Source organism: Sulfurimonas sp. ST-27, assembly GCF_048081595.1.
Classification (GTDB): domain Bacteria; phylum Campylobacterota; class Campylobacteria; order Campylobacterales; family Sulfurimonadaceae; genus Sulfurimonas; species Sulfurimonas hydrogeniphila.
The window spans coordinates 2069943-2091004 of record NZ_CP182226.1; the positions used below are offsets into that span (position 1 = coordinate 2069943).

Consider the following 21062-nt stretch of genomic DNA (forward strand, 5'->3'; position numbering starts at 1 on the left):
TTATACCAAACTTTTTAATCTGAAGTCAAAATTTAACGCATCGGCATGACATACATCTATACAACGTCCACATAAAGTACAATCTGCGCCAGTTATGTACTCATGTGTAATACCTTCTTCTTCTCTTTGTTTGTCATATTTTGCTTTTGTAATCTCTAAAACCTGATTTTCAAAACAAACATCACTACAGACCATACAATGGTCACAATTGTCATTCCACTCTATCCGCAGGGCAGATACTTTTCCAATCATCCCATATGTCGCACCGATAGGACAGATGTAAGTACACCAGGCACGACGGGCAAAGAAAACTTCAAAAGCAAATACAATCAAAACCCAAATTAAAGAGAGACTCCATCCATATGCGATTGTACGACTCAAAATTCCGACAACACTAAATGTTTCAAAAACTAAGTAACCACTCGTTCCTGCCAAAATTAAAAAAATTGCCCAAAAAAAGTATTTGATGCGATGGTCAAACTTTCTATCTTTTATAATTTTTTTAGCAACTAAAGTATTATGCCATTTTTCACCTATTTCACTGAGTATTCCATAAGGACATACCCAAGCACAGTAGCTTCTACCGCCAACGAGCAAATAAAAAATGGTAATCGTACTCACCCCAATGATAATGTTAATATGCAAATGATGTTCTGCCATCAACATTTCCAAGGTGGTAAAAGGGTCAATAAGGTGAAACCCTAAAAACCTTGAACCGTTTAGTGTTCCCTCAAGTATTTGAATATCAATAGCAAAAGAGAGAAAAAAGAGAAGATGCACAAAAATAACAACAAGCCATCTTTTTGCTCTTATACTAAGCTTCTTCTTTCCCTCTTTTGTCGTAGTGAAAAATGTTGATAAAAACGATGTTCTTTTTATAGTTTCTCTACTATTATACTTATCCATTTTATGCCTTATTTAGAATTTTTAAGTGCCTCAGCGCGTTTTGGAAATTCTCCTATTTCATTTGCCAATCTTCGTAAATCGTCTTGTGACAAATGAAGTAATAAGCCTCTCATAATCATATTTTCTTTTCTGCCGGCTTTAAAATCATCAAGTTTTTTATAAAGTTCCTCAGCACTTTGTCCAAATAGTTTTGGACCCATAAGCTTTTTACCGTACTGCATACCACTCCCATCAACTCCATGACAAGATGCACATTTACTTTTGTACTCATCACTTACTTTAAAACTACCGATATTTCCTGCTTTATCTCGCAAGGCAGTCAATGCTTCATTTTCTTTTTCTCTATCACTTTTTTCTATCGGTTTATTATCAATTTTCGCCGTTGCTACTCTATTGCCTATATCTTCAGTGATTCTGCCGGCTTCTCCGCCATTATAAGCACCTCCGTTTAAATATACCCATACCATTAATCCAGCTATCAAGAGTGTAGAAATCCCTGCTATTATATTTTTCATTTATTTATTCCTTATCTTTTGAATTTGAACATTAAAGTTATATATATCTTCTGCTATTGCACGTATCTCTGCATCACTCATATTATGAATCAAATCATTCATAAATACATTTTTTTTCTTTCCTGTTTTAAACGCTATAATCTTGTCATAAATATAATCAGCATTACGCCCAAGAAGCGATGGTCCAAGAACACCATTTGCATAATCATCATGGCAAGCAGAGCATTTAAGCCGAAATGTAGGGCTAAGTTGTTTGGCAATGAGTGAAATTTGAACTCTTTCATAAGGGCTTCGTATATGCATCTGAGCGTCAAGTACCGTTCTCGGTCTTACTCGAACCGAGGCATCTTTATTTGCAGGCTGAGCATTTTGGTCATATTCACTTTTTTCTCCATAATCATAATAAAAAGAATTCTTATTACCGGATTTTCCTTTTGCAATCTCATCTTCACTTGATTTTACTTTAATAGCATACTCATTTTTATTTGCCACTACCTCAATTTTAGGACTCCCGGCAGAAACGGTATTTGCCTGAACTTCATTCTTTTGTTCAGAATCCTTCTTATCTCCACAGGCAGTAAAATTAATCATTATGAAAAAAATTGATGCTAATAATATATGCTTATTCATGATATTCCTTTACTTTTATTTCCATAATACTCATCATAAGTCATTCTGGGTTTCACTATGATTGACGGTTGAGACGTTGGGCAAACATCTTGACATGCACCACAGCCTATACACCCATCATAAATCTCAGGTCTTTGTCCACCTTTGGCATCTGGAACCATAGCAATTGCACTTAAAGGATTAGGTATCGGGCACATATCTGCACACAAATTACATGCTTGACCTTCTCTACCCATAAACTTTTTAAGTAACTCCACTTCTTCTGGTGTTTCATTCCTCACACTCTTTGTAAAAGCCAGCATTTTATTATCATAGCCTTCTGGAATTGGCGTATTGCTAATGCCTAAACAAGTATCGGGAAACTCTAAAACAGCAATTCCCATTCGGATATCTTCTGCTTTTTCTGTTTTATGATCCAGGGCACCGCTTGGACATGCTAAAACACACGGTACTGCATTACAAGCATAACATGCTCTGATATTTGCATCAATATAGGGTGTACCTTCCCCTGCACCGTGATTAATATCATGAAGTTTTATAGAATGATAAGGACATACCTGAAGACACTGTCCGCACTTAATACATAATGCTAAAAAATCTTTTTCGGGAACAGCTCCCGGTGGTCTTAGCTTATTTTCTTTTCCTTGGAGATAAGGGCTAAAAACAATACCACCTCCCATAACAAGACCCAATAAACCTAATGTAGAATATTTAACAAAATCTCTTCTGTCTGTTTGTACTTTTTTTGCCATAATTATCCTTTATTAAATTGCTTTTTTCATTTTTGGTTTTTTATCTTCCATTAAAAACAGCGGTTTTGAAAATGGAGCAAGTTTTGCTAAAAAGTTTAATAATGAAATTACCGGTGAACCATAGAAAAACTTCACATTACTGTTATAAATCCAAAGTTGATCGGCATATCTGTAAACCTTATGCGGTGTATCTCCTATCCCGTCACCATTATTATCAAATCCTACATAGTTATCCCAATAATTACCCTCAATTTCATTTTCTTCTATTCTGTCTCTTTTACTGTCATTCACAATATCTTCAATATTTCCCATTATAATGTTATCTTTTATAATATTGTTCACACTTAAAGAGTGAAAATGCATGGCCTCTGCATTGTATAAAATTTTATTTCCCTCTATAATGTTATGTGTCCCGGGCTCAAAAGGTGACCTGTCTATATAAAAACCTTGTGCACAATAAATGACAGTATTGTCTTTTAAAATAAAATTAGAAGCGTCTTTGAGCCCTATACCCATACCTGTAGCACCCAAAGAACTTTTTACGATATTCCCTGTCGCAATTGAGTCTTGTGAATACATAAAAAATATACCTACAGAATTATTCTCGTATACATTATCTTTAATAAAATTTTTACCTGCATACATAAAGTGTAAGGAATATCTATTATATTTTCCAAAATTTTTCTCTATAGTATTCCCGTGAGAATACCAAACAACCATATCTCTTGATTTAATAAGAGAATTCTTTTTTATTAAATTATTATTAGAATACCAAAGTCGTAAACCATCCCCCCGTAAACCAAGAGGAAGTTTTTTAGAACTAATTTGATTATAACTAATAATCGAGTTATCAACCATCTGCAAATCTATACCAAAAAGACAGTTTTTAATAATACAGTTACTCACTTCACACTGCTTTATCTTTCCCATCTTTCCTCTTTTAATCATTGAAATAGCACCGTCTAAATTTTCATGTCTACTGCCGCTATTTATTATAGTAAGATTTTTTAATGTTACATAAGAACTCTCAACTTTAATCACGATACCTTTGTTTTGACCATCAATAATAACACCTTTTTCTTGCCCTATTATTGATAATGGTTTATTGATTATAATATTGCCTTTATATATTCCGGCATGCAGTTTCAAAATTGAACCTGCAGGTGCATTGTCTATTGCATCTTGCAAAGTATTTGCGCTTAATGAAATAATGATAGTCGTAATACCAAGCAATAAATTTCGTATCATTAAAAACCCTTATTTTCCTTCGTCTTGTATTTCTTTCAATGCTTTTTGTTTTGCAAAAAATGCAAGTAAGGAGAAAAAACTTACAAGCAGCAACATATAAAAACCTATAGTAGGATATGAATGCGTCGTAAATTGAGCAATTTTTCCATCACCAAAAACTGTCGGCATAAAAGGTTTGATTTTAAAAGCGCCCCAATCATGTAAATTGTGTCCAAACCAATACAACCAATAAGAATAATCAGCAATAAAAATAAGTGGTAAAAAAATCGGAACAAGCATAATATAGCTAACAATCTTTTTATCATAGATTATAAATAAAATTATTCCTAACGACAGTATTAATAAGGCATACGGACCGATAGCGCGTTCAAAATGTCCACCTCTCCACATTGGATCCATACCTACATAGTGGTTAATCGTATCCATTTCATGGACCTCTCCGCTATAACCATCAAAATGAAAATATACAGGTATTCCTTCTGGAAATGCTTTCTTGGGATAATTTGGCGCTTCTAATGATACCGCCCAAATTGGTAATGATGCCGGTCCAATTTCCGATTCGCTTTCAATCATTTTATCAAGATTATTATGGGCACTTTTTGGGGTAGCCACACTTTTATATTTTCCTTTATTGTAAAGGTTCCAAACTTCTTTAGATAAAGGAGAAATTTCATCAATTTTGCCAGCCTCTATTTTGTTGAGTGTTCCATGAAAGGCTATCATTGGAAGAGTAAAAGAAAAAGTTAAAATCAATAAAGCTATAAATGCAAATATTTTAGCTTTTATTAAACTTGGGTGCATAATAATTCCTTGTTTATAAATTAAAGTTTATTATTATATCCACAAATAAAGTTTATTAATTTGACTTAAGTCAAGTAAAAAAAGGGAGAAAGAGGAAAGAGATCTGGATTCTAAAATCCAGACCTCTTTTTGAAGTAATTTAATATCTATTTTTTAAAATAGATTCGCATTTTCGTCTACCCATTTAAAGTATTCAATAATGTTATTAACTTCTTCTTTTGTCATATGCTGATTAGGCATTCTCAAGTTAAAGTAGTTAATCATACCTTCTACATATGGATCTTTATATTTATGAGACGGATTTAAAATAAAATCTCTTACCCATTGCTCTGCATTTTCATGTCTTTGAAGAACACCTGTTAAATCTGGTCCTGATGAAACTTTACCAATAACATGACATCCTCCACATCCACCTTCACCGAATGCTCTCTCACCGGCTGCTGCTGCAGGAGACTGTTTTGTTGCAACTTTTTTCACAAGTAAATTTTTCGCTCTAATTCCAACATCTGCAGTTTTAACCATATATTGCCAAATCATGTTTTCAAAAAGAACAGCTTTTTCCAAATCACCGGCTTTTACAGCTTTGTCAGAAAGTTTTTTCTGTGCTGGAATTTTTCCATACTGATCAAGCGCATCTTCAACAAGTGCTTTTACCGTAGGATATTTTTCGTAATGATTTGCTTTTAAGAATTTAACAACTGATTGAATAACTGCATCTGTCGCAGCATTTACGGCAACAGTTTTGTCATATTCAGCTTTTAATTCCGCTTTAGACATTGTTTTCATTTTAAGTTTTTGTGCACTCACATATTTTTTGTTAGGATCTTTAACCATTAAATAACCCATCATTTCTAAGTGAAGTGCCGAACAGAACTCTGTACAGTAATAAGGAAATACACCTTCTAAATCAGCTTTAAATTTAACAGATGCAGTTTTACCCGGCTCTAATGAAGCATGTACATCATAGTTGTCTACAGTAAATCCATGAGTTTCATCTTCTGCACGCTCTAGATTTGTTAAATAGAATGTTACAGTATCCCCTTTATTCACAGTAACTCTTTCAGGATTAATGTGAGATCTTACCAATGTTGCATATACCGTTACATTATGACCTTTTCTTACTACTCTTTCTTGTCCTGCTAAAGTTTTCCCTTTAGAGATTTTACCGGTTCGTGAGTTTGTACCCATTTTATAACGTACTTCAGGGTGTAGTTTACTCATACGAATAGCAACCGCTTGGTGAGGTTCACCTAAAGGAATCGGCATATCATACAATAAATCCATTTTTTTACCACTAATATCAATCAACTGGTGATTTTGTGGATGTAAAGGACCAACCGGATCAAATCTGTCAATAGCAAGTTTATTCAAAGAGATAATATATTTTCCTTGAGGGTCGGCAGATTTTCCTTCCATACCACATAAGTGACCTACATTATAGTGAACATTTACTTTATCTAACACTTTCAAATGTTTATAATCCCATTTTACGATTTGTGAATCAACATATAATGAAGTGTAAATCTCACCATCTTTCCAGTTTTTGCCATACTGATTGTGCAGTGGTCCAAGACCTAGTTCAACTTGACCATGTAAAGAATCTTTCATGCTTAAGATAGGAATCCCGTAAGGATCTTTACCTGCATATTTATGATCTTTAATCAACTTTTGAATCTTACTCCATTTATACACGGAAGCATGCGTATCAAGTTTCCCACAAACAACAATATACTCACCATCAGGAGAAACATCAACACCATGCGGTGATTTCGGCTCCGGAATCAAAAAAAGTGCATTATTGGCAACAGCAACACTCATCGGAATAACACGAATACCATTGATTACTTTGTAATTTTTCTTATTTTTTACAAGTTGTTCTAATTTTTTCCAGTTATATACATGTAAGAAGTCAGTGTCATTTCTTGAACAACCTGCTTCAAATGGAGGCATACCGACTTCTATACCACCTGTATACATTTCAGAGTTAAATGAGTTTGTAAATCCCCAACCATAAGAAGCACCTTTGCCGGCATCACTTAAATCTTGCATATATGGAGGTAATTCTAAAACAAATGATTTTTTCTCATTGATACGACCGATTTTATCATTGAATTTCCAAAAAGTAATACCTCCACGGTATGTCTCTTTATACTCTTCAATCGGGTGATAGTTATTATCAAATGGAGCTGCATATTGTGAAGCTTCCAAGATATACTCAGAATTTGGCGTAAAGAAAGCTCCACCATGATCTGATTTAAAAACAGGATTCACAACAATTTGCTTTGTTTCAAAATCATTTAAATCAAGAATAGCAATACGTGGATTAGCCTTGTCATTAATCGCTAACCATTTTCCGTCATATACACCATTTGTCTCTGAGAGTCCCGGGTGGTGCGTATCTCCCCAGTTAATTTCGCGACCGCGAATATTTCCCTGACGTAAAACCTTTTTACTCTCTTCATCATAACCATACCCCTGCCATGGTTCCGGAGTAAAAACACCGATATATTTTAATATTTTCATACTTGGAACACCATAGACCATCATTTGTCCAGACTGTCCACCGGAACTAAATATCATAAATTCATCTCTACCGCCACTTGGTGTATAAGTTTTTGCAGCATGAATAATATCGTTTTCCGTTAGTCCCCTTGCTTTCATCACTTTTTGTAGTTCTCCACCGCTTGCAGACGCCATTGTCGCAGCTAATGAAGTACCTAAAAGAAGTGAAGTCAGCTTACTAATATGTGTAGCCATTTTATTCTCCTTCATTTTCATTTTGGGCATAATCCCAAATGATAGAAGAATAATAATATATATTGAAGACGAATAATTTGACCCAAGTCAAATTATTTAATTAATTTTATTTTTTAAAGTTTAATACATTAATTTTAAGAGATTGGAGTTTTTGAAGTGATGAGCTCAGTTCTTCTAAAGCTTCTATGAGAATATCTTCTTTTTTTACTAACTCTTTATCAAGTTTGTTTTCTTCATCCATTGTTTCCATAAGTTCAAGTAAATCTTCAATATTTTTCTCTATATACTCTAAAGAGTTTGAAGCATTTACTATAGACTCACTCGAATAGTCAATAGATTTATCTATTTTTTGAACAAGAAAATTAAAATCATCTACTGCCTGTGTAACATCAACTATATTTGTATTTTCATGCATTGGTTTAATACCTATTACCGTTGATTTTTGTACTATTTTTTTAGAAGTATTTAAAAATTTTTGAATAAATCCAATTAAATATTTTAATTGAGTAAAAAAATAAATAAGCAAGAGTAATAAAATAATGAAAAGAGCAATTTGTATAGTTTTATTTTTACTTTTTACTGCATCAAAATATTTTTTATGCATAGTAATAAGCTTATCAAACTCTACAACAAGCTTTAAATTTGTATCATATATATCTCTTACGAGTTTTTCTATAACCAAGTTTGTATAGCCGTTTCGAACTCTATATGCATCTCTGAATTTTTGCACAAGTAAATAGAAATCATTCCATAAATAAATTATTTTCTCTGACTCTTTTTTTATATCTTGAGAAAATATTCCATCCAAAATTTCATCTTTATTGTTCATATTATGCACAAAAGATTTTACAGACTCATCAAGCTGTTTTATGGAAACATCTTTATTTTTATAAATAAAAAATATATTTTTAGCAATTTCCTGGGTAAAAGCTTTCTGTTCGTTAATCGTTTTTAAAAGTTTTAAATTTGCTTCATTTTGAGTAGAAATATGTTTAGAATACAAGGCTAAGATTAATGATAATATGAAAATCAATGCACCTAAAAATTTTATTTTAGTCATTTGTTTTATCCTTGTAAATTTCTTGTAAAGCCATTGCATCAACTACGTCGACTTTTCCGTGTATTATATCAATAATATTATTTCGTTTTAATCTACTGAGAACACGAGAAAGCGTTGCCGGCTGAATATGAAGCATTAAAGAGATATCGTGACGTTTTAGTTTGTTAAACATTTTCAAATCATCATGCAACATCATGCTGACTTTTGAAACTGCATCAAATATAAACTCTCTATTGACTAAAGATTGTAATTGCAGTGACCTTTTTATGATTTCTTTCATGAAATCTTTGCACAATATATCATTATCCAGAAAATATTCTTTGAATTTTTTATAGTTTATACTCAGAACATGCGAGTCATCTATAAGTTGTATATTTGAAAAAGAACTCAATTTCTCAGAATCAATTTCTAAAACTTCCGAAATCATAGAATCGGCATATATATAATAGAGAAAAGTTTCATTGTCATGTTTGTCTATTTTATAAGCTTTTGCCAAGCCGTCTATCAAAAAAAGCAATTCACTGCTATTGCCATTTTCATAATGAAGAACATAATCTTTTTGATAACGATGCAATAAAGATATAGATACTAATTTTTCCAATTCCTCCTCATTTAAAGAGGAAAAAAAAGTTTGAGACTTTATTATATCTTTTAAAGACATAACGAGCCTATTGACTTACTAAATTAGCACATTTGTCTTTTGTAATTTTAAATTTAAATAATATTTTTTTTGTTTTAGCACTGATATATACATATGTTGTATCAATACCGGCAAGTAAAAATCTTTTTGAAGATTTACAAACACCTTGTGTTATAGCTTTTTGCATTCTACTGTGGTCTTCTTTTTGTACACTTTCATCACTTTTTGTACCGGTATTGATTTCAAAAGTATATATTAAAGTAGTTCCATCATTTTCTATATTTATGATACTGGTGTATTTATCAACTTTTTGAGGCAGTGTTTTTGACATCTCCTGTGCTGCAAGAGTGGCAATTCGAATATTTTGTTTTTTTAATTCTTTTTGAGGAAACTCCTGCGTACGTATTTGTGGAGTTTGCGCAAATACGAATTGAGATAAAATTCCCAGCACTCCAAGCAGTTTTAGTATATATTTCATTAATATTCTCTCTTTTTTTTAGAAAACATTATACACAACAATACTTTTTTAAAACATGATATTTGTCAATTCGTCCTATTTCTCTTCAAGTTGACTTAAATCTATTTCATCAAATTCTTGACGAAGTGGAATAATAATACTTACTGCAATTAAAATAATTCCAAAAATAAGCACAACTAAATTTTCATGCCCGTGAAAATAAGAAACTAATGTTGTTTTACCTAAGCTCTCCCCCATGATTTTTTTGAAAAAATCATAATAAAGTGTAAAAACAAGACCACCGAATATACCACCGATAGCGCCAACAAGAACATCTATACGTCCCTCAGCAATAGAAACAGGACCTGTTCCCGGGCATTTCCCAAGTATTGCCATAGAAATACCAAAAATTGCACCACCTATAATTAGTCCTCCTAAAATAATCGGCTTGGGATGATACGAGGCATATCCTGCTTCCACCATAAAATAAAGTCCTATTGAAGCAAGTCCAATTGCCAAAAAGAGCATTTTAGGCACAACCGTATCTCTAAGCATTGCAAAACCGGCAATTTTTTCAAACTTGTCCACCCTGCTGTACTGAATCAGTACACCAAACACAAGCCCTATCATAAAAACGACAAATACTGATCCGTGGGATTCATTTGAGACAGTCGTAAACATGTTTAAGATTCTATCAAACATCATTTGCCTCACTTTTATAAAATATTTTTCCTGTAATAATCAGACTTAAAAGAACTACTCCGCCAAAAATCATACTGCTTATAGCTGTCTGTGCCATCCCGCTTAAAAAATGTCCGCTGGTACATCCGCCTGCCAGGCGCGCACCTATTATAAGAAAAAAACCGCTGACAAAACTCCAAACAAGCCGTGATATGACTGAAGAGTTTTTATATTTTTTCCAGCCTGTGGGCATAATACTCAAACGAAAAGTTTTTGTGACAAAGACAGAGGTCAAAAAACCGCCTGTCAGAGCACCCAAAAGCATTACCCCTTCCCAGGCACCGGCAAAATGTACCTCTTTTAGATAAGGGTATTTTTCGGGACTTAAATCAAAAAGTATCCCTGCGAAATAAGGCACATAGGTTGATGCGCCAAAAGGTCTGCTTGCGCCAAAAACTGAAAATGTAAACAGTACCAATAACGCCATTAAAATTCCGGCTAACCACCACGGCATACGTCTAATCATAATAATCCTTATATAATAAATTACATGTAATTATAATACTATTTTTGTTAATTGATTGTTATCTTACTGATAAGAGAAGAAAATAATAAAGCCTTTAGGCTTTATTATAGAAGAAAATTGAAAAAAAGTTACTTCTTCGGAACGACATACATATTGTAATAACGTCCTTCAAATTTTGGCGGTTTTTCCATTACGGCGATGTCTTCAACCATAGGCCATACCTGCATAAGTACCTCTTTTGCAGCTTCAGGATGTGCCATTTCACGACCACGCAAAAAGACTCTGAATTTTACATGATAGCCTTTTTCAAGGAACTCTCTTGCATGCTTGACCTTGTAGGCAATGTCATTTTCTGCAATTTTCACCGAAAGTTTAATCTCTTTGACAACAATTTTTACCTGATTTTTTCGCTGCTCTTTAAGCTTTTTCTCTTCTTGGTATCTAAACTTGCCATAATCCATAATTTTCGCAACAGGCGGCTTGGCATTTGGAGCAATCAGCACAAGGTCTAAGCCCAATTCATTTGCTTTCGTCATAGCTTCATCAGTAGAGATGACGCCTAAAGACTCACCTCCATCTACATTACATCTCACCTCTGGAACACGGATGTCATCATTCATGATGACGCGGTCTTTGTTTTTACTCAAAAATTTACCTCATTTATTTTAGTTTGTATAAGTTTCAAGAATTCCTCTTCACTTAAGTTGTACTGCTCTCTAGTTCGTCTGTCGCGAATGGCTACAGTTTTGTTTTTAATCTCTTCATCCCCGATGACAACTATCATAGGAACGCGGGTTTTTTCTGCAGTTCTGATTCTTTTGTTTAAAGAATCATTTTTCGCATAGATTTCACTATCGGCATTAATATCGATAAGTTTATCTGATAAAAGCTTAGCATATTCTTTATGTGTTTCTGCAACAGGAACAATTGCTACCTGTGTAGGGGCGATAAACATCGGAAACTCTCCGGCATAATGCTCTGTCAAAATCCCTATAAAGCGTTCAAATGAGCCTAAAATGGCACGGTGAATCATTACCGGCTGAATTTTATCATTCTCTTCGCCGTTATATTCAAGTTTAAACCGCTCAGGAAGATTAAAATCAAGCTGAATTGTCCCACACTGCCACTCACGTCCGATGGCATCGGTGATTTTGATGTCAATTTTAGGGCCGTAAAATGCTCCGCCGCCTTCGTCTATTTCATAAGCCAGTTCGTTTTTATCCATTGCATTTTTTAGTGCCTGTGTAGAAATTTCCCACACTTCATCACTGCCGACCGCTTTTTCAGGTTTTGTAGAAATCATCATTTTATAATCAAATTCAAAAGTAGACATAATTTTATCCACAAAATCAACTACTTCAATGATTTGTTCTTCAATCTGATCCGCACGACAGAAAATGTGCGCATCATCCTGTGTAAATTCACGTACACGGAAAAGCCCGTGCAAAGCCCCGCTTGCCTCATGACGATGCACAACGCCGTATTCAAAGTATTTAATCGGTAAATCACGGTAAGAGTGCAGTTCATCCTCATATACTTTGATATGCCCGACACAGTTCATCGGTTTTACCCCAAATTCAAGCTCATCTATATGGGTAAAGTACATGTTTTCACCGTAGTTTTGATAATGCCCTGATGTTTTCCATAAATCAGAACGGAGCATTTCAGGACCGCGTACAGGCTCGTATCCGCGTTTTCTGTGTGCTTTAAAAAGTAAAGACTCCAGTCTTGCACGCAGGCGTCCACCGGCAGGCAGCCAGATAGGAAAACCGGCACCGACTTCTTCACGAAAGGTAAACAGTTTCATCTCGTTGCCGAGTTTGCGGTGGTCCCGTTTTTCAGCTTCGGCCAGCATTGTCATATGCTCTTTAAGCGCTTCTTTTGTTGCAAATGCTATACCGTATATACGTGTAAGCATTTCGTTTTTGGAATCACCGCCGAGATAGGCACCGGAGATTTTTGTCAGTTTAAAGTATCGGATAAGACCGATATTTGGCAGGTGCGGTCCGCGGCAAAGGTCTTCAAACTCACCCTGCTTGTAAATACTGACTGTATCACTCGGAATTCTTTTCATGACTTCAAGCTTTAAATGGTCGTTTTTAAACTTCTCTATCGCTTCTTCTTTTGTAATTTCATACTTTTCTATCGGGTACTTTTTCTTTGCAAAAGAGAGCATCTGCTTCTCGATTTTCTTTAAATCAGCCTCGCCGATTTCAGCAGAAGTTTTAAAGTCATAATAAAAGCCCTCTTTGACAACCGGTCCCACATAAAATTCAGCATCAGGATAAAGTGACTTAATAGCCTGAGCCATAAGGTGTGCCGTTGAGTGACGCAGAACTTCCAAAGACTCAGGAGAGTTGTCAAGGTGAATCTGCTCACCCTCAAAGCCCAGCTCTTTTGCTGTCTGTGTATCTATAATTTCACCGTCTCTTTTTATAGCAATTTCATTCAAAATATATTTTCCTTCTTATAATTCTGTTTTTAATACAGCACCGTTTGATGCGTTAGAGACGAGCAACTGATAACGTTTCAGCCATTTTGATTTTACTTCATTTTTATAAGGAACATAATGGTCTTTTCTTCTTGCAAGTTCTTCGCCGTCTACATTTAACTGTAAGATGTGTTTGTCCACATCAAGTTCTATCTCATCACCGTCTTCTATCAATGCGATCAGTCCGCCCTCGGCAGCTTCAGGAGAAACATGCCCGATGGAAGCCCCTTTGGTAGCGCCAGAAAAACGCCCGTCAGTAATAAGCGCAACACTCTCGCCAAGCCCCATACCCTGAATAAGTGCCGTCGGTGCAAGCATCTCCTGCATACCGGGACCGCCTTTTGGACCCTCATAGCGAATCACTACAATATTGCCGGGTTTGACTTTGTGCGCCATAATTCCGTCTATTGCTTCTTGCTGTGAATTAAAACAGATAGCCGTACCTTTAAAGTGTCTCATAGAGTCTACAATGCCGGCTGCTTTAATAACCGCACCCTCAGTCGCAAGATTTCCAAATAAAATCGAGAGCCCGCCAACAGGAGAGTAGGCATTTTCATTTGTATGAATAATGTTTGTATCTTTTATCTCGGCATCTTTAATTCTCTCGCCGATAGTTTCACCGGTAACAGTCAGTGCATCAAGCTGCAAGACATCATTGCCTCTGTTGGAAACCTCTTTCATTACCGCATTGACGCCGCCCGCATCATCTATATCTTTCATGTGAACAGTTGTTAATGACGGAGAAATCTTTGCAATGTGTGCAACTTTTTCTGCAATTGCATTAATATTTTCTATTTTAAAATCAACATCTGCCTCTTTTGCAATGGCAAGCATATGCAGTACAGTATTTGAACTTCCGCCCATAGCCATATCTACGGTAAATGCATTATGCACCGCTTTTTCATTCAAAATATTTTTAAAATTGTATTTTTCGTTATTTTCCATTTTTGCAAGCTCGACAATACGTTTTGCCGCTTTTTTCACCATTGCAATCCGCTCAGGTGTCATGGCTAAAACAGTTCCGTTACCAGGAAGTGCTATACCCATCGCCTCACAGAGAGTATTCATAGAGTTTGCTGTAAACATACCCGAACAGCTTCCGCCGGAAGGACAAGCTTCACACTCTATCTCATACAGCTCCTCATCCGTCATATTACCCTCGGCATGCTGACCGACTGCCTCAAATGCAGTTGCAAGGTCAATCGGCGTACCGTCTTTTTTGTGTCCCGCAGCCATAGGCCCACCGGAGACAAAAATAGTAGGAACATTCACACGGAGTGCCCCTATAATCATACCCGGAACAATTTTGTCACAGTTAGGGATACAAATCATCGCATCAAGTTTGTGCGCATTCATAACAGTTTCAATAGAATCCGCAATAATTTCACGTGACGGCAAAGAGTAAAGCATACCGTCATGCCCCATGGCAATACCGTCATCAACACCGATTGTGTTAAATACAAATGGCACACCGCCTGCTTCACGGATGGCCTCTTTTACTATTTCACCATATTCATGCAAGAAAAAGTGTCCTGGAATAATGTCAATATAAGAGTTTGCAATTCCGATAAACGGTTTGTCAAAATCTTCATCTTTTAGACCGGTAGCACGCAACAATGAACGGTGAGGCGCCTTATCAAAGCCCTTTTTGATTATATCACTTCTCATAAAAAATCCCTGTATAGTAGTTTACATCTTAAAATATGAATGCGATTATAGCACTTTTTTACTATTTTTAACTAAAAACTCTTTACAAAGCAAAAAAAAAAAGCTATAATTCCGGCTCACTTACAAATTGTAAACTGAAATTGCGGGAATAGCTCAGTGGTAGAGCACAACCTTGCCAAGGTTGGGGTCGCGAGTTCGAACCTCGTTTCCCGCTCCATTTATTACGAATTATAAAATGCAGAGACACCCGATGCCCGGGTGGCGAAATTGGTAGACGCAGGGGACTTAAAATCCCCCGGTAGCAATACTGTGCCGGTTCAAGTCCGGCCCCGGGCACCATGATGAAAAAACTGAAACTGGTGCCATCGCCAAGTGGTAAGGCCGCAGCCTGCAAAGCTGCTATCCCCAGTTCAAATCTGGGTGGCACCTCCAGTTTTTTAATCATAACTACAAATGTGGATCTTTGGCAGAGTTGGTCGAATGCACCGGTCTTGAAAACCGGCGAGGGTAACACCTCCCAGGGTTCGAATCCCTGAGGGTCCACCATTTATAAAATCAAAAAACATTTACGATACTTACAAATATATATGGGGCATTAGCTCAGCTGGGAGAGCGCTTCGCTGGCAGCGAAGAGGTCAGCGGTTCGATCCCGCTATGCTCCACCACCACATATTCGTTTTGTCCATCAAATTCCTTATTTATCATTTTATGCTAAAATAAAAACATGAATTTTTATAAGAAACTATTATTATTGCCCTTACTGTCAATTTCTCTGTATGCCAACTATTGGGATGATTACAATCTTTTTGCAGAGTATATGGGATATGAAAGAGATTACAACAAAGCTGTTAACATTGCCAAAAAAGAGAATAAAGACCTTCTTGTAATTCTGGTAAGTGACGGATGTCCTTTTTGTCATCGTCTGGTAGATACTATTTTAATAAAAAAAGATATACGAGACTATATCAACAAAAAGTATATAAAGCTTATAATAAATCGCGATACAGATAAAAATATTCCCAAAAAACTTATCAGACCTTTTTCACCGGTTACCTATATTATAGATGCACCCAGTGGACAGATTATTGATGAGATTGACGGCTGGCAGGAAGAGGAAAACTACTTATGGCACCTTTAATGAAATTTTTTACTTTCAGTGCACTTGCTTTATTTGTACTTCTTACCGGATGTGCCCAGCCAAAAAACCTTTCCTATGCACAACAGATAAAAGAAAGAACAAAGTATTACTCTTCACTCAGTGAAGAAGAACAAATCAAAGCGGTTACACAATACTGGTGGAAAATACAATTTATAAAAGCCCCTTCGTATAAGGTACAAAAAGCAGCACTGGAAACCTCTCCAAGAGCTATTGAAGAGATTGAAAATCCAACGAAAGAGATTCAGATTCTTGCAGTAAACAAGATTATGAAAAACGGCAGCTTTAACATAGCATTAACAAAACTGATTGAATCATTTGACGAAGAAGCACAAATAGTCGCAATAAGACATAATCCGCAAATCATTAAATTTATCACTTACCCTTCAGAAAAAGTGCAATTAGAAGCAGTGAAACTCAATCCCTTTGTTATCAAAAATATTATTAATGCGACACAAAAAGCAAAACAGGAAGCAGTCAAACGCAACCCGAGAGTTGCAAAGTTTTTACGCTGAAAGATGTAAAAAGCGCACTGCAAAATAACGACACAAGGAGGGACCTCCCCTCCCTTATTGCATATTAAAACTAGAAGTCAAAACGATAGGCTTCATCTTCTTCTACAATGCGGTTTCCTGAACCTTCAGGCGCATAAGGATAAAGTGTTGCAGAAGCCGGTCCCACATCAACAGAATCGTTATATTTTATATTTTCTGTATAGCGTGAAACATCTGTTCTCCATGGTGAATCTTCCGGAAGCATTTGTTTTGCGTAAGTATCTACCGCATCTGCAAGTTTTGACCACTGAATCCATGAACCGTCATACATATGTGTTTTGTATCCTAAAATCTCATACGATGCAAAAGTCACAAGCGATGCACGGGTACCTGTTCTGCAGTATGTATATACATCACTGTCACGCTTTACGCCTAATTTTCTAAATGTTCTTTTAAGTTCTCTTTTTGAGAGAAAAGTCATCGATGCATCACGCTCATCGACTATGCCGTCACCATTAAGATCTTTGACAAAGTCTTGAGTGTTAATAACACTGCGGTATTCGAGATTAACAGCACCTCTGATATGTCCTTCAAACGCGGAATAGCACTGCTGATCATGATTTACACCACACTCTTTTGTTTCTGTTTTGCTTCTTTTAACTTCGATTTCAGCATTGTATTCAGCCGCACTTCTGCCATCAATAATAACATCAGATTTTTGGTTTGCATCAACTACATTCATTATATCTTCCATACTGGCAAACAATGAGAAGTTTGGTTGGGTAGGCAGTGTTTTTATAGATTCAAAGTTCTGGCGCTGTGCCGGCGCACGACCGCTTTTTGCATCACCAAAATCAAGTTTTCCGCCCGGAGCCATCAAATACTCAGACCCCATCTCTGTAAACATTGACTCTTTGCTCGTTACACCCGCTCTTTTTATACGAGGGTTTAACTCAGGATCAAACATATACATTGCCGTTCCGTTCATTAATGAAACATGATCCTCTTTCATTCCCCAATAACTCATTGTCCACAAAAAGCGTGATGCCAGTGCCATATTCTGAGGATCATCTGATGCGACTACAACCAAAAGCATATCTTCATTCGGATTGATATCGTATGCCCAAAAAGCACCGTCCATACCTGTCATACCGCCTGAAAAAATCGGCATAGGAATATCAGAAATTCCGTCATTGCGAATATCGCCTGTTGTAGTACACCCTGCTGTTCTGTCAAAAGTAAATACATGCACATCGTCATGCTTCACAAATGGTTTGCTTCCCGGCAAAAGTCCTACCTGCATCACAAACAGGCGCCCGTTCACACCTGCTGGTTTATTTGCTTCCCAGTCATTAATCCACTTTGCAGCAACGTCTGCATTTACAAGACCGTACTCATTATCTTTATAACTTCTTTGATCGTGGTTCAAACCCCTTACAACTTTTATAGAATGCCCTTTTTTAGAAACTCTGTCAAAAAAGTTTGAAAAAGTACCTGCTTCAAGTGATACAGCCAAAGTTGCTGCAACCAGTATAAGTGATGTTTTGTTCATTTTTACTCCATATTTTAAAAATTTATCGTAACTGTATCACGAAAATATAATTTTTATAATTTTTTGATGTTATAATATAAATTAATAATAAAAGTGAGTAAAAATTACACACTGGAAAAAGCAGTATCAGTTTTTATAAACATTTAAATAAGAAAAAATTATTTGGATAAAATGCTATAATACTCTATATGATAAACCTACCGATACATGACGTCTTAGAAGATGTAAAAAAATCACTGCAAAATAATAACAGGCTTGTTTTACAGGCTCCTCCCGGGGCAGGAAAAAGCACTGTTGTGCCTATCTCTTTGCTTGATGAAGCCTGGCTTGGAAACAAAATGATCATTATGCTTGAGCCGCGGCGCGTGGCTGCCCGGATGGTTGCTTCGCAAATGGCGAAACTTCTGGGTGAACCACTTGGAGAGCGTGTGGGCTATCAGATAAAAATGGACAGTGTTTATTCAAAAAACACCAAAATTCTGGTTGTTACCGAAGCTGTTTTAGTACGCAAACTCCAAAGCAATCAGACTTTGGATGATGTAGCTATGATTGTTTTTGATGAGTTTCATGAACGCAGTATTCACACTGATTTGTCCCTTGCGCTGTCTTTGCAGGTACAGGAACTCTTACGTGATGAGTTGAAAATCCTGATTATGTCCGCCACACTCAATGCAAACGAAATCTCCTCCCTGCTCGGTGATATTCCCGTGATAACTTCAAAAGGGAAAAGATATGATGTACAAAATATATATCTTGATATCAAAACAAAACAACCTGACGCACGCTCTTTGAATACTTTGCTTCTCAAAACGACACTGCAGGCATTAAAAAAGCATACAGGAGATATTTTAGTCTTTTTGCCAGGAGTCAAAGAGATAAAAAATTTGCAAAATGCACTTCTTAATACCGTTAGCAAAGATGTCCTCATTGTACCGCTCTACTCTTCACTCTCAAAAAAAGAACAGGACAGGGCACTCTCCTCCTCCTCAAAACGAAAAATCATACTCAGTACAAACATTGCACAGACATCTCTGACCATAGAGGGCGTGACAGTCGTGATAGACTCGGGTCTGGAGAAGCTCTCACGCTACAACCATGCCAATGCGATGAATCATTTGGAAATGTCCTTTGTCTCAGAAGATGCCGCCGTTCAAAGAGCAGGCAGAGCCGGAAGGCTCTCAAACGGAGTCTGCTACAGGCTGTGGCATGCATCAAAAATACTGCAACCGTCCACAAAACCCGAAATACTCCGGACGGATTTAAGCTCACTGATGCTGGATTTGGCTTTATGGGGTGTTGATGACTTTTGCGAACTGAAATTTTTGGATATTCCGCATCCCGACACTACTCAAAAAACAAAAAAAATTTTGCAAGAACTTGCAATGCTTGATACTTCTTTCAAAATCACCGCTTTTGGCAGAGATGCTCTGAGTCTGGGACTGCATCCAAGATTTTCCTATATGATTTTAAAAGCAAATGATTTGGGCTTTGCCTATGAAGCCTGTCTGCTGGCCTCACTTTTGGGAGAAAAAGATATTTTTAAAGATGCATCAAAAGAGAGTGACATACTGCCGCGATATATACATCTTATTGAGCAAGACTTCAACAGTAGCTATATCCATACATTCAGAGCCAAAGAAGTACTCCGCGAAGCAGAGTTTTTTTATAAAAAACTCAAAAATATCAAACAGGTACACAAAAAAAACAGTTCACTTGACAAAGATATACTCGGGGTACTGCTCCTTTTTGCCTACCCTGACAGACTCGCTAGACGGAGAGACAGCAACAGTAACAAATACATACTCAGCAACGCAAAAGGCGCCATGCTTCATGACGAAGACACTTTGCGCAATGAAGAGTACCTGGTTGTGGCAAATCTCCATGCACATGCCAAAGACTCACTTATAAATCTGGCACTGAGTGTAACAATGACACAGATTGAGCAATACTTTTCTTCCTTTATGCACACCAAACAAACAATAAACTACAACAAAGAGAACAAGAAGTTTGACATAAGAGAAGAGACTTACTTTTTAAAACTGCTTCTTTTTGCAAAACCGATACAGGTTGCAAAAGGGCAAGATTTTCAAAAACTGCTTACAGAGTTAATAAAAAAAGAGGGTCTGGAACTTTTGACATGGAGCAAAAAAGCTGTAAAATTCAAAGAAAGAGTCAATTTTTTACACCATCATCAAGAGTTTGCAGACTTTAGTGATACAGCGCTGCTTGAGAGACTTGACCTTTGGCTGGAGCCTCATCTTGACAACATTGCAAGCATAAAAGAGTTGGAAAGTTTAGATATTTATGCGCTGTTACGCTCACTCTTGACATGGGAACAGCAGCAGCTTTTGGACACTCAGGTACCCCAAAGTATTACAGTACCAAGCGGTTCAAGTATTCATATAGATTACACCGACGTTCACAAACCCTCTTTACATGTAAAGATACAAGAAGTGTTCGGACTTCATGAAACACCCAAAGTGTTAAACGGCACACTCCCTTTACAGATGCATCTCCTCACACCGGCTATGCAACCCATACAAATCACTTATGATTTAAAAAGCTTTTGGGAGAACTCTTATGCCGAGGTCGCAAAAGAGTTACGGGGAAAATACAAAAGGCATTATTGGCCGCAAAATCCTTTTGAAGCTGTTGCTACGAGTAAAACGAAAAAACATATGTACGGACAATGAAATATTGTTTTAGGTTATTTGTGATAATATTACAG

Annotated in this window: 19 protein-coding genes and 5 tRNA genes; 8 read left to right on the forward strand and 16 right to left on the reverse strand. The window is 36.4% G+C overall.

Going from position 1 to position 21062, the window contains the following annotated elements; all coding sequences use genetic code 11:
* The 15 genes from ACM66U_RS10860 to ilvD form a co-directional block, all read right to left on the reverse strand.
* Nucleotides 1-906, reverse strand: coding sequence for a NapH/MauN family ferredoxin-type protein (locus ACM66U_RS10860; protein WP_346389746.1), 906 nt, complete (start codon nt 904-906; stop codon nt 1-3).
* An 8-nt stretch (nt 907-914) separates the two neighbouring features.
* Nucleotides 915-1421 carry a c-type cytochrome gene (locus tag ACM66U_RS10865; RefSeq protein WP_346389747.1) on the reverse strand — a complete coding sequence of 169 codons (507 nt, stop codon included), beginning with the start codon at nt 1419-1421 and terminating at the stop codon, nt 915-917.
* A complete protein-coding gene (locus ACM66U_RS10870; RefSeq protein ID WP_346389748.1) occupies nt 1422-2051 on the reverse strand; it encodes a c-type cytochrome in 630 nt (209 codons plus the stop codon).
* Nucleotides 2048-2803 carry a 4Fe-4S dicluster domain-containing protein gene (locus tag ACM66U_RS10875; protein WP_346389749.1) on the reverse strand — a complete coding sequence of 252 codons (756 nt, stop codon included), beginning with the start codon at nt 2801-2803 and terminating at the stop codon, nt 2048-2050. Before ACM66U_RS10875 ends, ACM66U_RS10870 begins: the two co-directional genes overlap by 4 nt.
* A 12-nt stretch (nt 2804-2815) precedes the next feature.
* On the reverse strand, nt 2816-4051 hold the full coding sequence (locus ACM66U_RS10880; RefSeq protein WP_346389750.1) for a nitrous oxide reductase family maturation protein NosD: 1236 nt from the start codon (nt 4049-4051) through the stop codon (nt 2816-2818).
* Between the two features lie 9 nt (nt 4052-4060).
* A complete protein-coding gene (locus ACM66U_RS10885) occupies nt 4061-4852 on the reverse strand; it encodes a cytochrome C (protein ID WP_346389751.1) in 792 nt (263 codons plus the stop codon).
* Nucleotides 4853-5005: 153 nt separating this feature from the next.
* The gene (gene nosZ, locus ACM66U_RS10890; RefSeq protein WP_346389752.1) at nt 5006-7609 is read right to left on the reverse strand and encodes a Sec-dependent nitrous-oxide reductase; all 2604 of its coding nucleotides are present in this window, start codon (nt 7607-7609) and stop codon (nt 5006-5008) included.
* A 106-nt stretch (nt 7610-7715) separates the two neighbouring features.
* Complete coding sequence (locus ACM66U_RS10895; protein ID WP_346389753.1) at nt 7716-8669, reverse strand: hypothetical protein; 954 nt, start codon at nt 8667-8669, stop codon at nt 7716-7718.
* A complete protein-coding gene (locus ACM66U_RS10900; RefSeq protein WP_346389754.1) occupies nt 8662-9270 on the reverse strand; it encodes a Crp/Fnr family transcriptional regulator in 609 nt (202 codons plus the stop codon). The genes ACM66U_RS10895 and ACM66U_RS10900 overlap by 8 nt, the downstream gene beginning before the upstream one ends.
* A 67-nt stretch (nt 9271-9337) precedes the next feature.
* Nucleotides 9338-9787: a hypothetical protein gene (locus ACM66U_RS10905; protein ID WP_346389755.1), complete on the reverse strand. Its 450-nt coding sequence runs from the start codon at nt 9785-9787 to the stop codon at nt 9338-9340.
* 75 nt (nt 9788-9862) lie between these two features.
* Nucleotides 9863-10471, reverse strand: a complete 609-nt coding sequence (locus ACM66U_RS10910) for a YeeE/YedE thiosulfate transporter family protein (RefSeq protein ID WP_346389756.1) — start codon at nt 10469-10471, stop codon at nt 9863-9865.
* Nucleotides 10461-10973: a YeeE/YedE thiosulfate transporter family protein gene (locus tag ACM66U_RS10915; protein WP_418640756.1), complete on the reverse strand. Its 513-nt coding sequence runs from the start codon at nt 10971-10973 to the stop codon at nt 10461-10463. Before ACM66U_RS10915 ends, ACM66U_RS10910 begins: the two co-directional genes overlap by 11 nt.
* Nucleotides 10974-11101: 128 nt before the next feature.
* Nucleotides 11102-11620: a translation initiation factor IF-3 gene (gene infC / locus ACM66U_RS10920; protein WP_188110014.1), complete on the reverse strand. Its 519-nt coding sequence runs from the start codon at nt 11618-11620 to the stop codon at nt 11102-11104.
* Nucleotides 11617-13425 carry a threonine--tRNA ligase gene (thrS, locus tag ACM66U_RS10925; protein ID WP_151899391.1) on the reverse strand — a complete coding sequence of 603 codons (1809 nt, stop codon included), beginning with the start codon at nt 13423-13425 and terminating at the stop codon, nt 11617-11619. The genes infC and thrS overlap by 4 nt, the downstream gene beginning before the upstream one ends.
* Nucleotides 13426-13440: 15 nt before the next feature.
* On the reverse strand, nt 13441-15132 hold the full coding sequence (ilvD, locus tag ACM66U_RS10930) for a dihydroxy-acid dehydratase (protein ID WP_151899390.1): 1692 nt from the start codon (nt 15130-15132) through the stop codon (nt 13441-13443).
* Between the two features lie 142 nt (nt 15133-15274).
* Here ilvD and ACM66U_RS10935 point away from each other — a divergent pair.
* The 7 genes from ACM66U_RS10935 to ACM66U_RS10965 all read left to right on the forward strand — a co-directional run bounded on the left by ACM66U_RS10935 (nt 15275) and on the right by ACM66U_RS10965 (nt 16803).
* Nucleotides 15275-15349, forward strand: a tRNA-Gly gene (locus tag ACM66U_RS10935).
* A gap of 35 nt (nt 15350-15384) precedes the next feature.
* A tRNA-Leu gene (locus ACM66U_RS10940) sits at nt 15385-15471 on the forward strand.
* 19 nt (nt 15472-15490) lie between these two features.
* Nucleotides 15491-15564, forward strand: a tRNA-Cys gene (locus tag ACM66U_RS10945).
* A 25-nt stretch (nt 15565-15589) separates the two neighbouring features.
* Nucleotides 15590-15678 (forward strand) — tRNA-Ser (locus tag ACM66U_RS10950).
* Between the two features lie 43 nt (nt 15679-15721).
* Nucleotides 15722-15797: transfer RNA gene (locus ACM66U_RS10955), tRNA-Ala, on the forward strand.
* A gap of 59 nt (nt 15798-15856) precedes the next feature.
* The gene (locus ACM66U_RS10960) at nt 15857-16270 is read left to right on the forward strand and encodes a thioredoxin fold domain-containing protein (RefSeq protein WP_151899389.1); all 414 of its coding nucleotides are present in this window, start codon (nt 15857-15859) and stop codon (nt 16268-16270) included.
* Nucleotides 16258-16803 carry a hypothetical protein gene (locus ACM66U_RS10965; RefSeq protein ID WP_418640757.1) on the forward strand — a complete coding sequence of 182 codons (546 nt, stop codon included), beginning with the start codon at nt 16258-16260 and terminating at the stop codon, nt 16801-16803. Before ACM66U_RS10960 ends, ACM66U_RS10965 begins: the two co-directional genes overlap by 13 nt.
* Nucleotides 16804-16873: 70 nt before the next feature.
* Here the strand turns inward: ACM66U_RS10965 and ACM66U_RS10970 are convergent, their stop codons facing one another.
* Nucleotides 16874-18334, reverse strand: coding sequence for a sulfurtransferase (locus ACM66U_RS10970; protein WP_418640758.1), 1461 nt, complete (start codon nt 18332-18334; stop codon nt 16874-16876).
* A gap of 188 nt (nt 18335-18522) precedes the next feature.
* On the opposite strand from ACM66U_RS10970, the gene hrpB reads away from it, so the two are divergent.
* Nucleotides 18523-21027, forward strand: coding sequence for an ATP-dependent helicase HrpB (hrpB, locus tag ACM66U_RS10975; protein WP_418640759.1), 2505 nt, complete (start codon nt 18523-18525; stop codon nt 21025-21027).
* Nucleotides 21028-21062 lie beyond the last annotated feature (35 nt).

What these genes read in the sequence shown, in the direction of transcription:
- ACM66U_RS10970 (WP_418640758.1), bottom strand. Translation starts at nt 18,334, where the DNA reads ATGAACAAAACATCACTTATACTGGTTGCAGCAACTTTGGCTGTATCA.
- ACM66U_RS10905 (WP_346389755.1), bottom strand. Translation starts at nt 9,787, where the DNA reads ATGAAATATATACTAAAACTGCTTGGAGTGCTGGGAATTTTATCTCAA.
- ACM66U_RS10880 (WP_346389750.1), bottom strand. Translation starts at nt 4,051, where the DNA reads ATGATACGAAATTTATTGCTTGGTATTACGACTATCATTATTTCATTA.
- ACM66U_RS10895 (WP_346389753.1), bottom strand. Translation starts at nt 8,669, where the DNA reads ATGACTAAAATAAAATTTTTAGGTGCATTGATTTTCATATTATCATTA.
- ACM66U_RS10965 (WP_418640757.1), top strand. Translation starts at nt 16,258, where the DNA reads ATGGCACCTTTAATGAAATTTTTTACTTTCAGTGCACTTGCTTTATTT.
- ACM66U_RS10870 (WP_346389748.1), bottom strand. Translation starts at nt 2,051, where the DNA reads ATGAATAAGCATATATTATTAGCATCAATTTTTTTCATAATGATTAAT.
- ilvD (WP_151899390.1), bottom strand. Translation starts at nt 15,132, where the DNA reads ATGAGAAGTGATATAATCAAAAAGGGCTTTGATAAGGCGCCTCACCGT.
- nosZ (WP_346389752.1), bottom strand. Translation starts at nt 7,609, where the DNA reads ATGGCTACACATATTAGTAAGCTGACTTCACTTCTTTTAGGTACTTCA.
- ACM66U_RS10885 (WP_346389751.1), bottom strand. Translation starts at nt 4,852, where the DNA reads ATGCACCCAAGTTTAATAAAAGCTAAAATATTTGCATTTATAGCTTTA.
- ACM66U_RS10860 (WP_346389746.1), bottom strand. Translation starts at nt 906, where the DNA reads ATGGATAAGTATAATAGTAGAGAAACTATAAAAAGAACATCGTTTTTA.
- ACM66U_RS10960 (WP_151899389.1), top strand. Translation starts at nt 15,857, where the DNA reads ATGAATTTTTATAAGAAACTATTATTATTGCCCTTACTGTCAATTTCT.
- ACM66U_RS10865 (WP_346389747.1), bottom strand. Translation starts at nt 1,421, where the DNA reads ATGAAAAATATAATAGCAGGGATTTCTACACTCTTGATAGCTGGATTA.
- ACM66U_RS10915 (WP_418640756.1), bottom strand. Translation starts at nt 10,973, where the DNA reads ATGATTAGACGTATGCCGTGGTGGTTAGCCGGAATTTTAATGGCGTTA.
- hrpB (WP_418640759.1), top strand. Translation starts at nt 18,523, where the DNA reads ATGATAAACCTACCGATACATGACGTCTTAGAAGATGTAAAAAAATCA.
- ACM66U_RS10875 (WP_346389749.1), bottom strand. Translation starts at nt 2,803, where the DNA reads ATGGCAAAAAAAGTACAAACAGACAGAAGAGATTTTGTTAAATATTCT.
- ACM66U_RS10910 (WP_346389756.1), bottom strand. Translation starts at nt 10,471, where the DNA reads ATGATGTTTGATAGAATCTTAAACATGTTTACGACTGTCTCAAATGAA.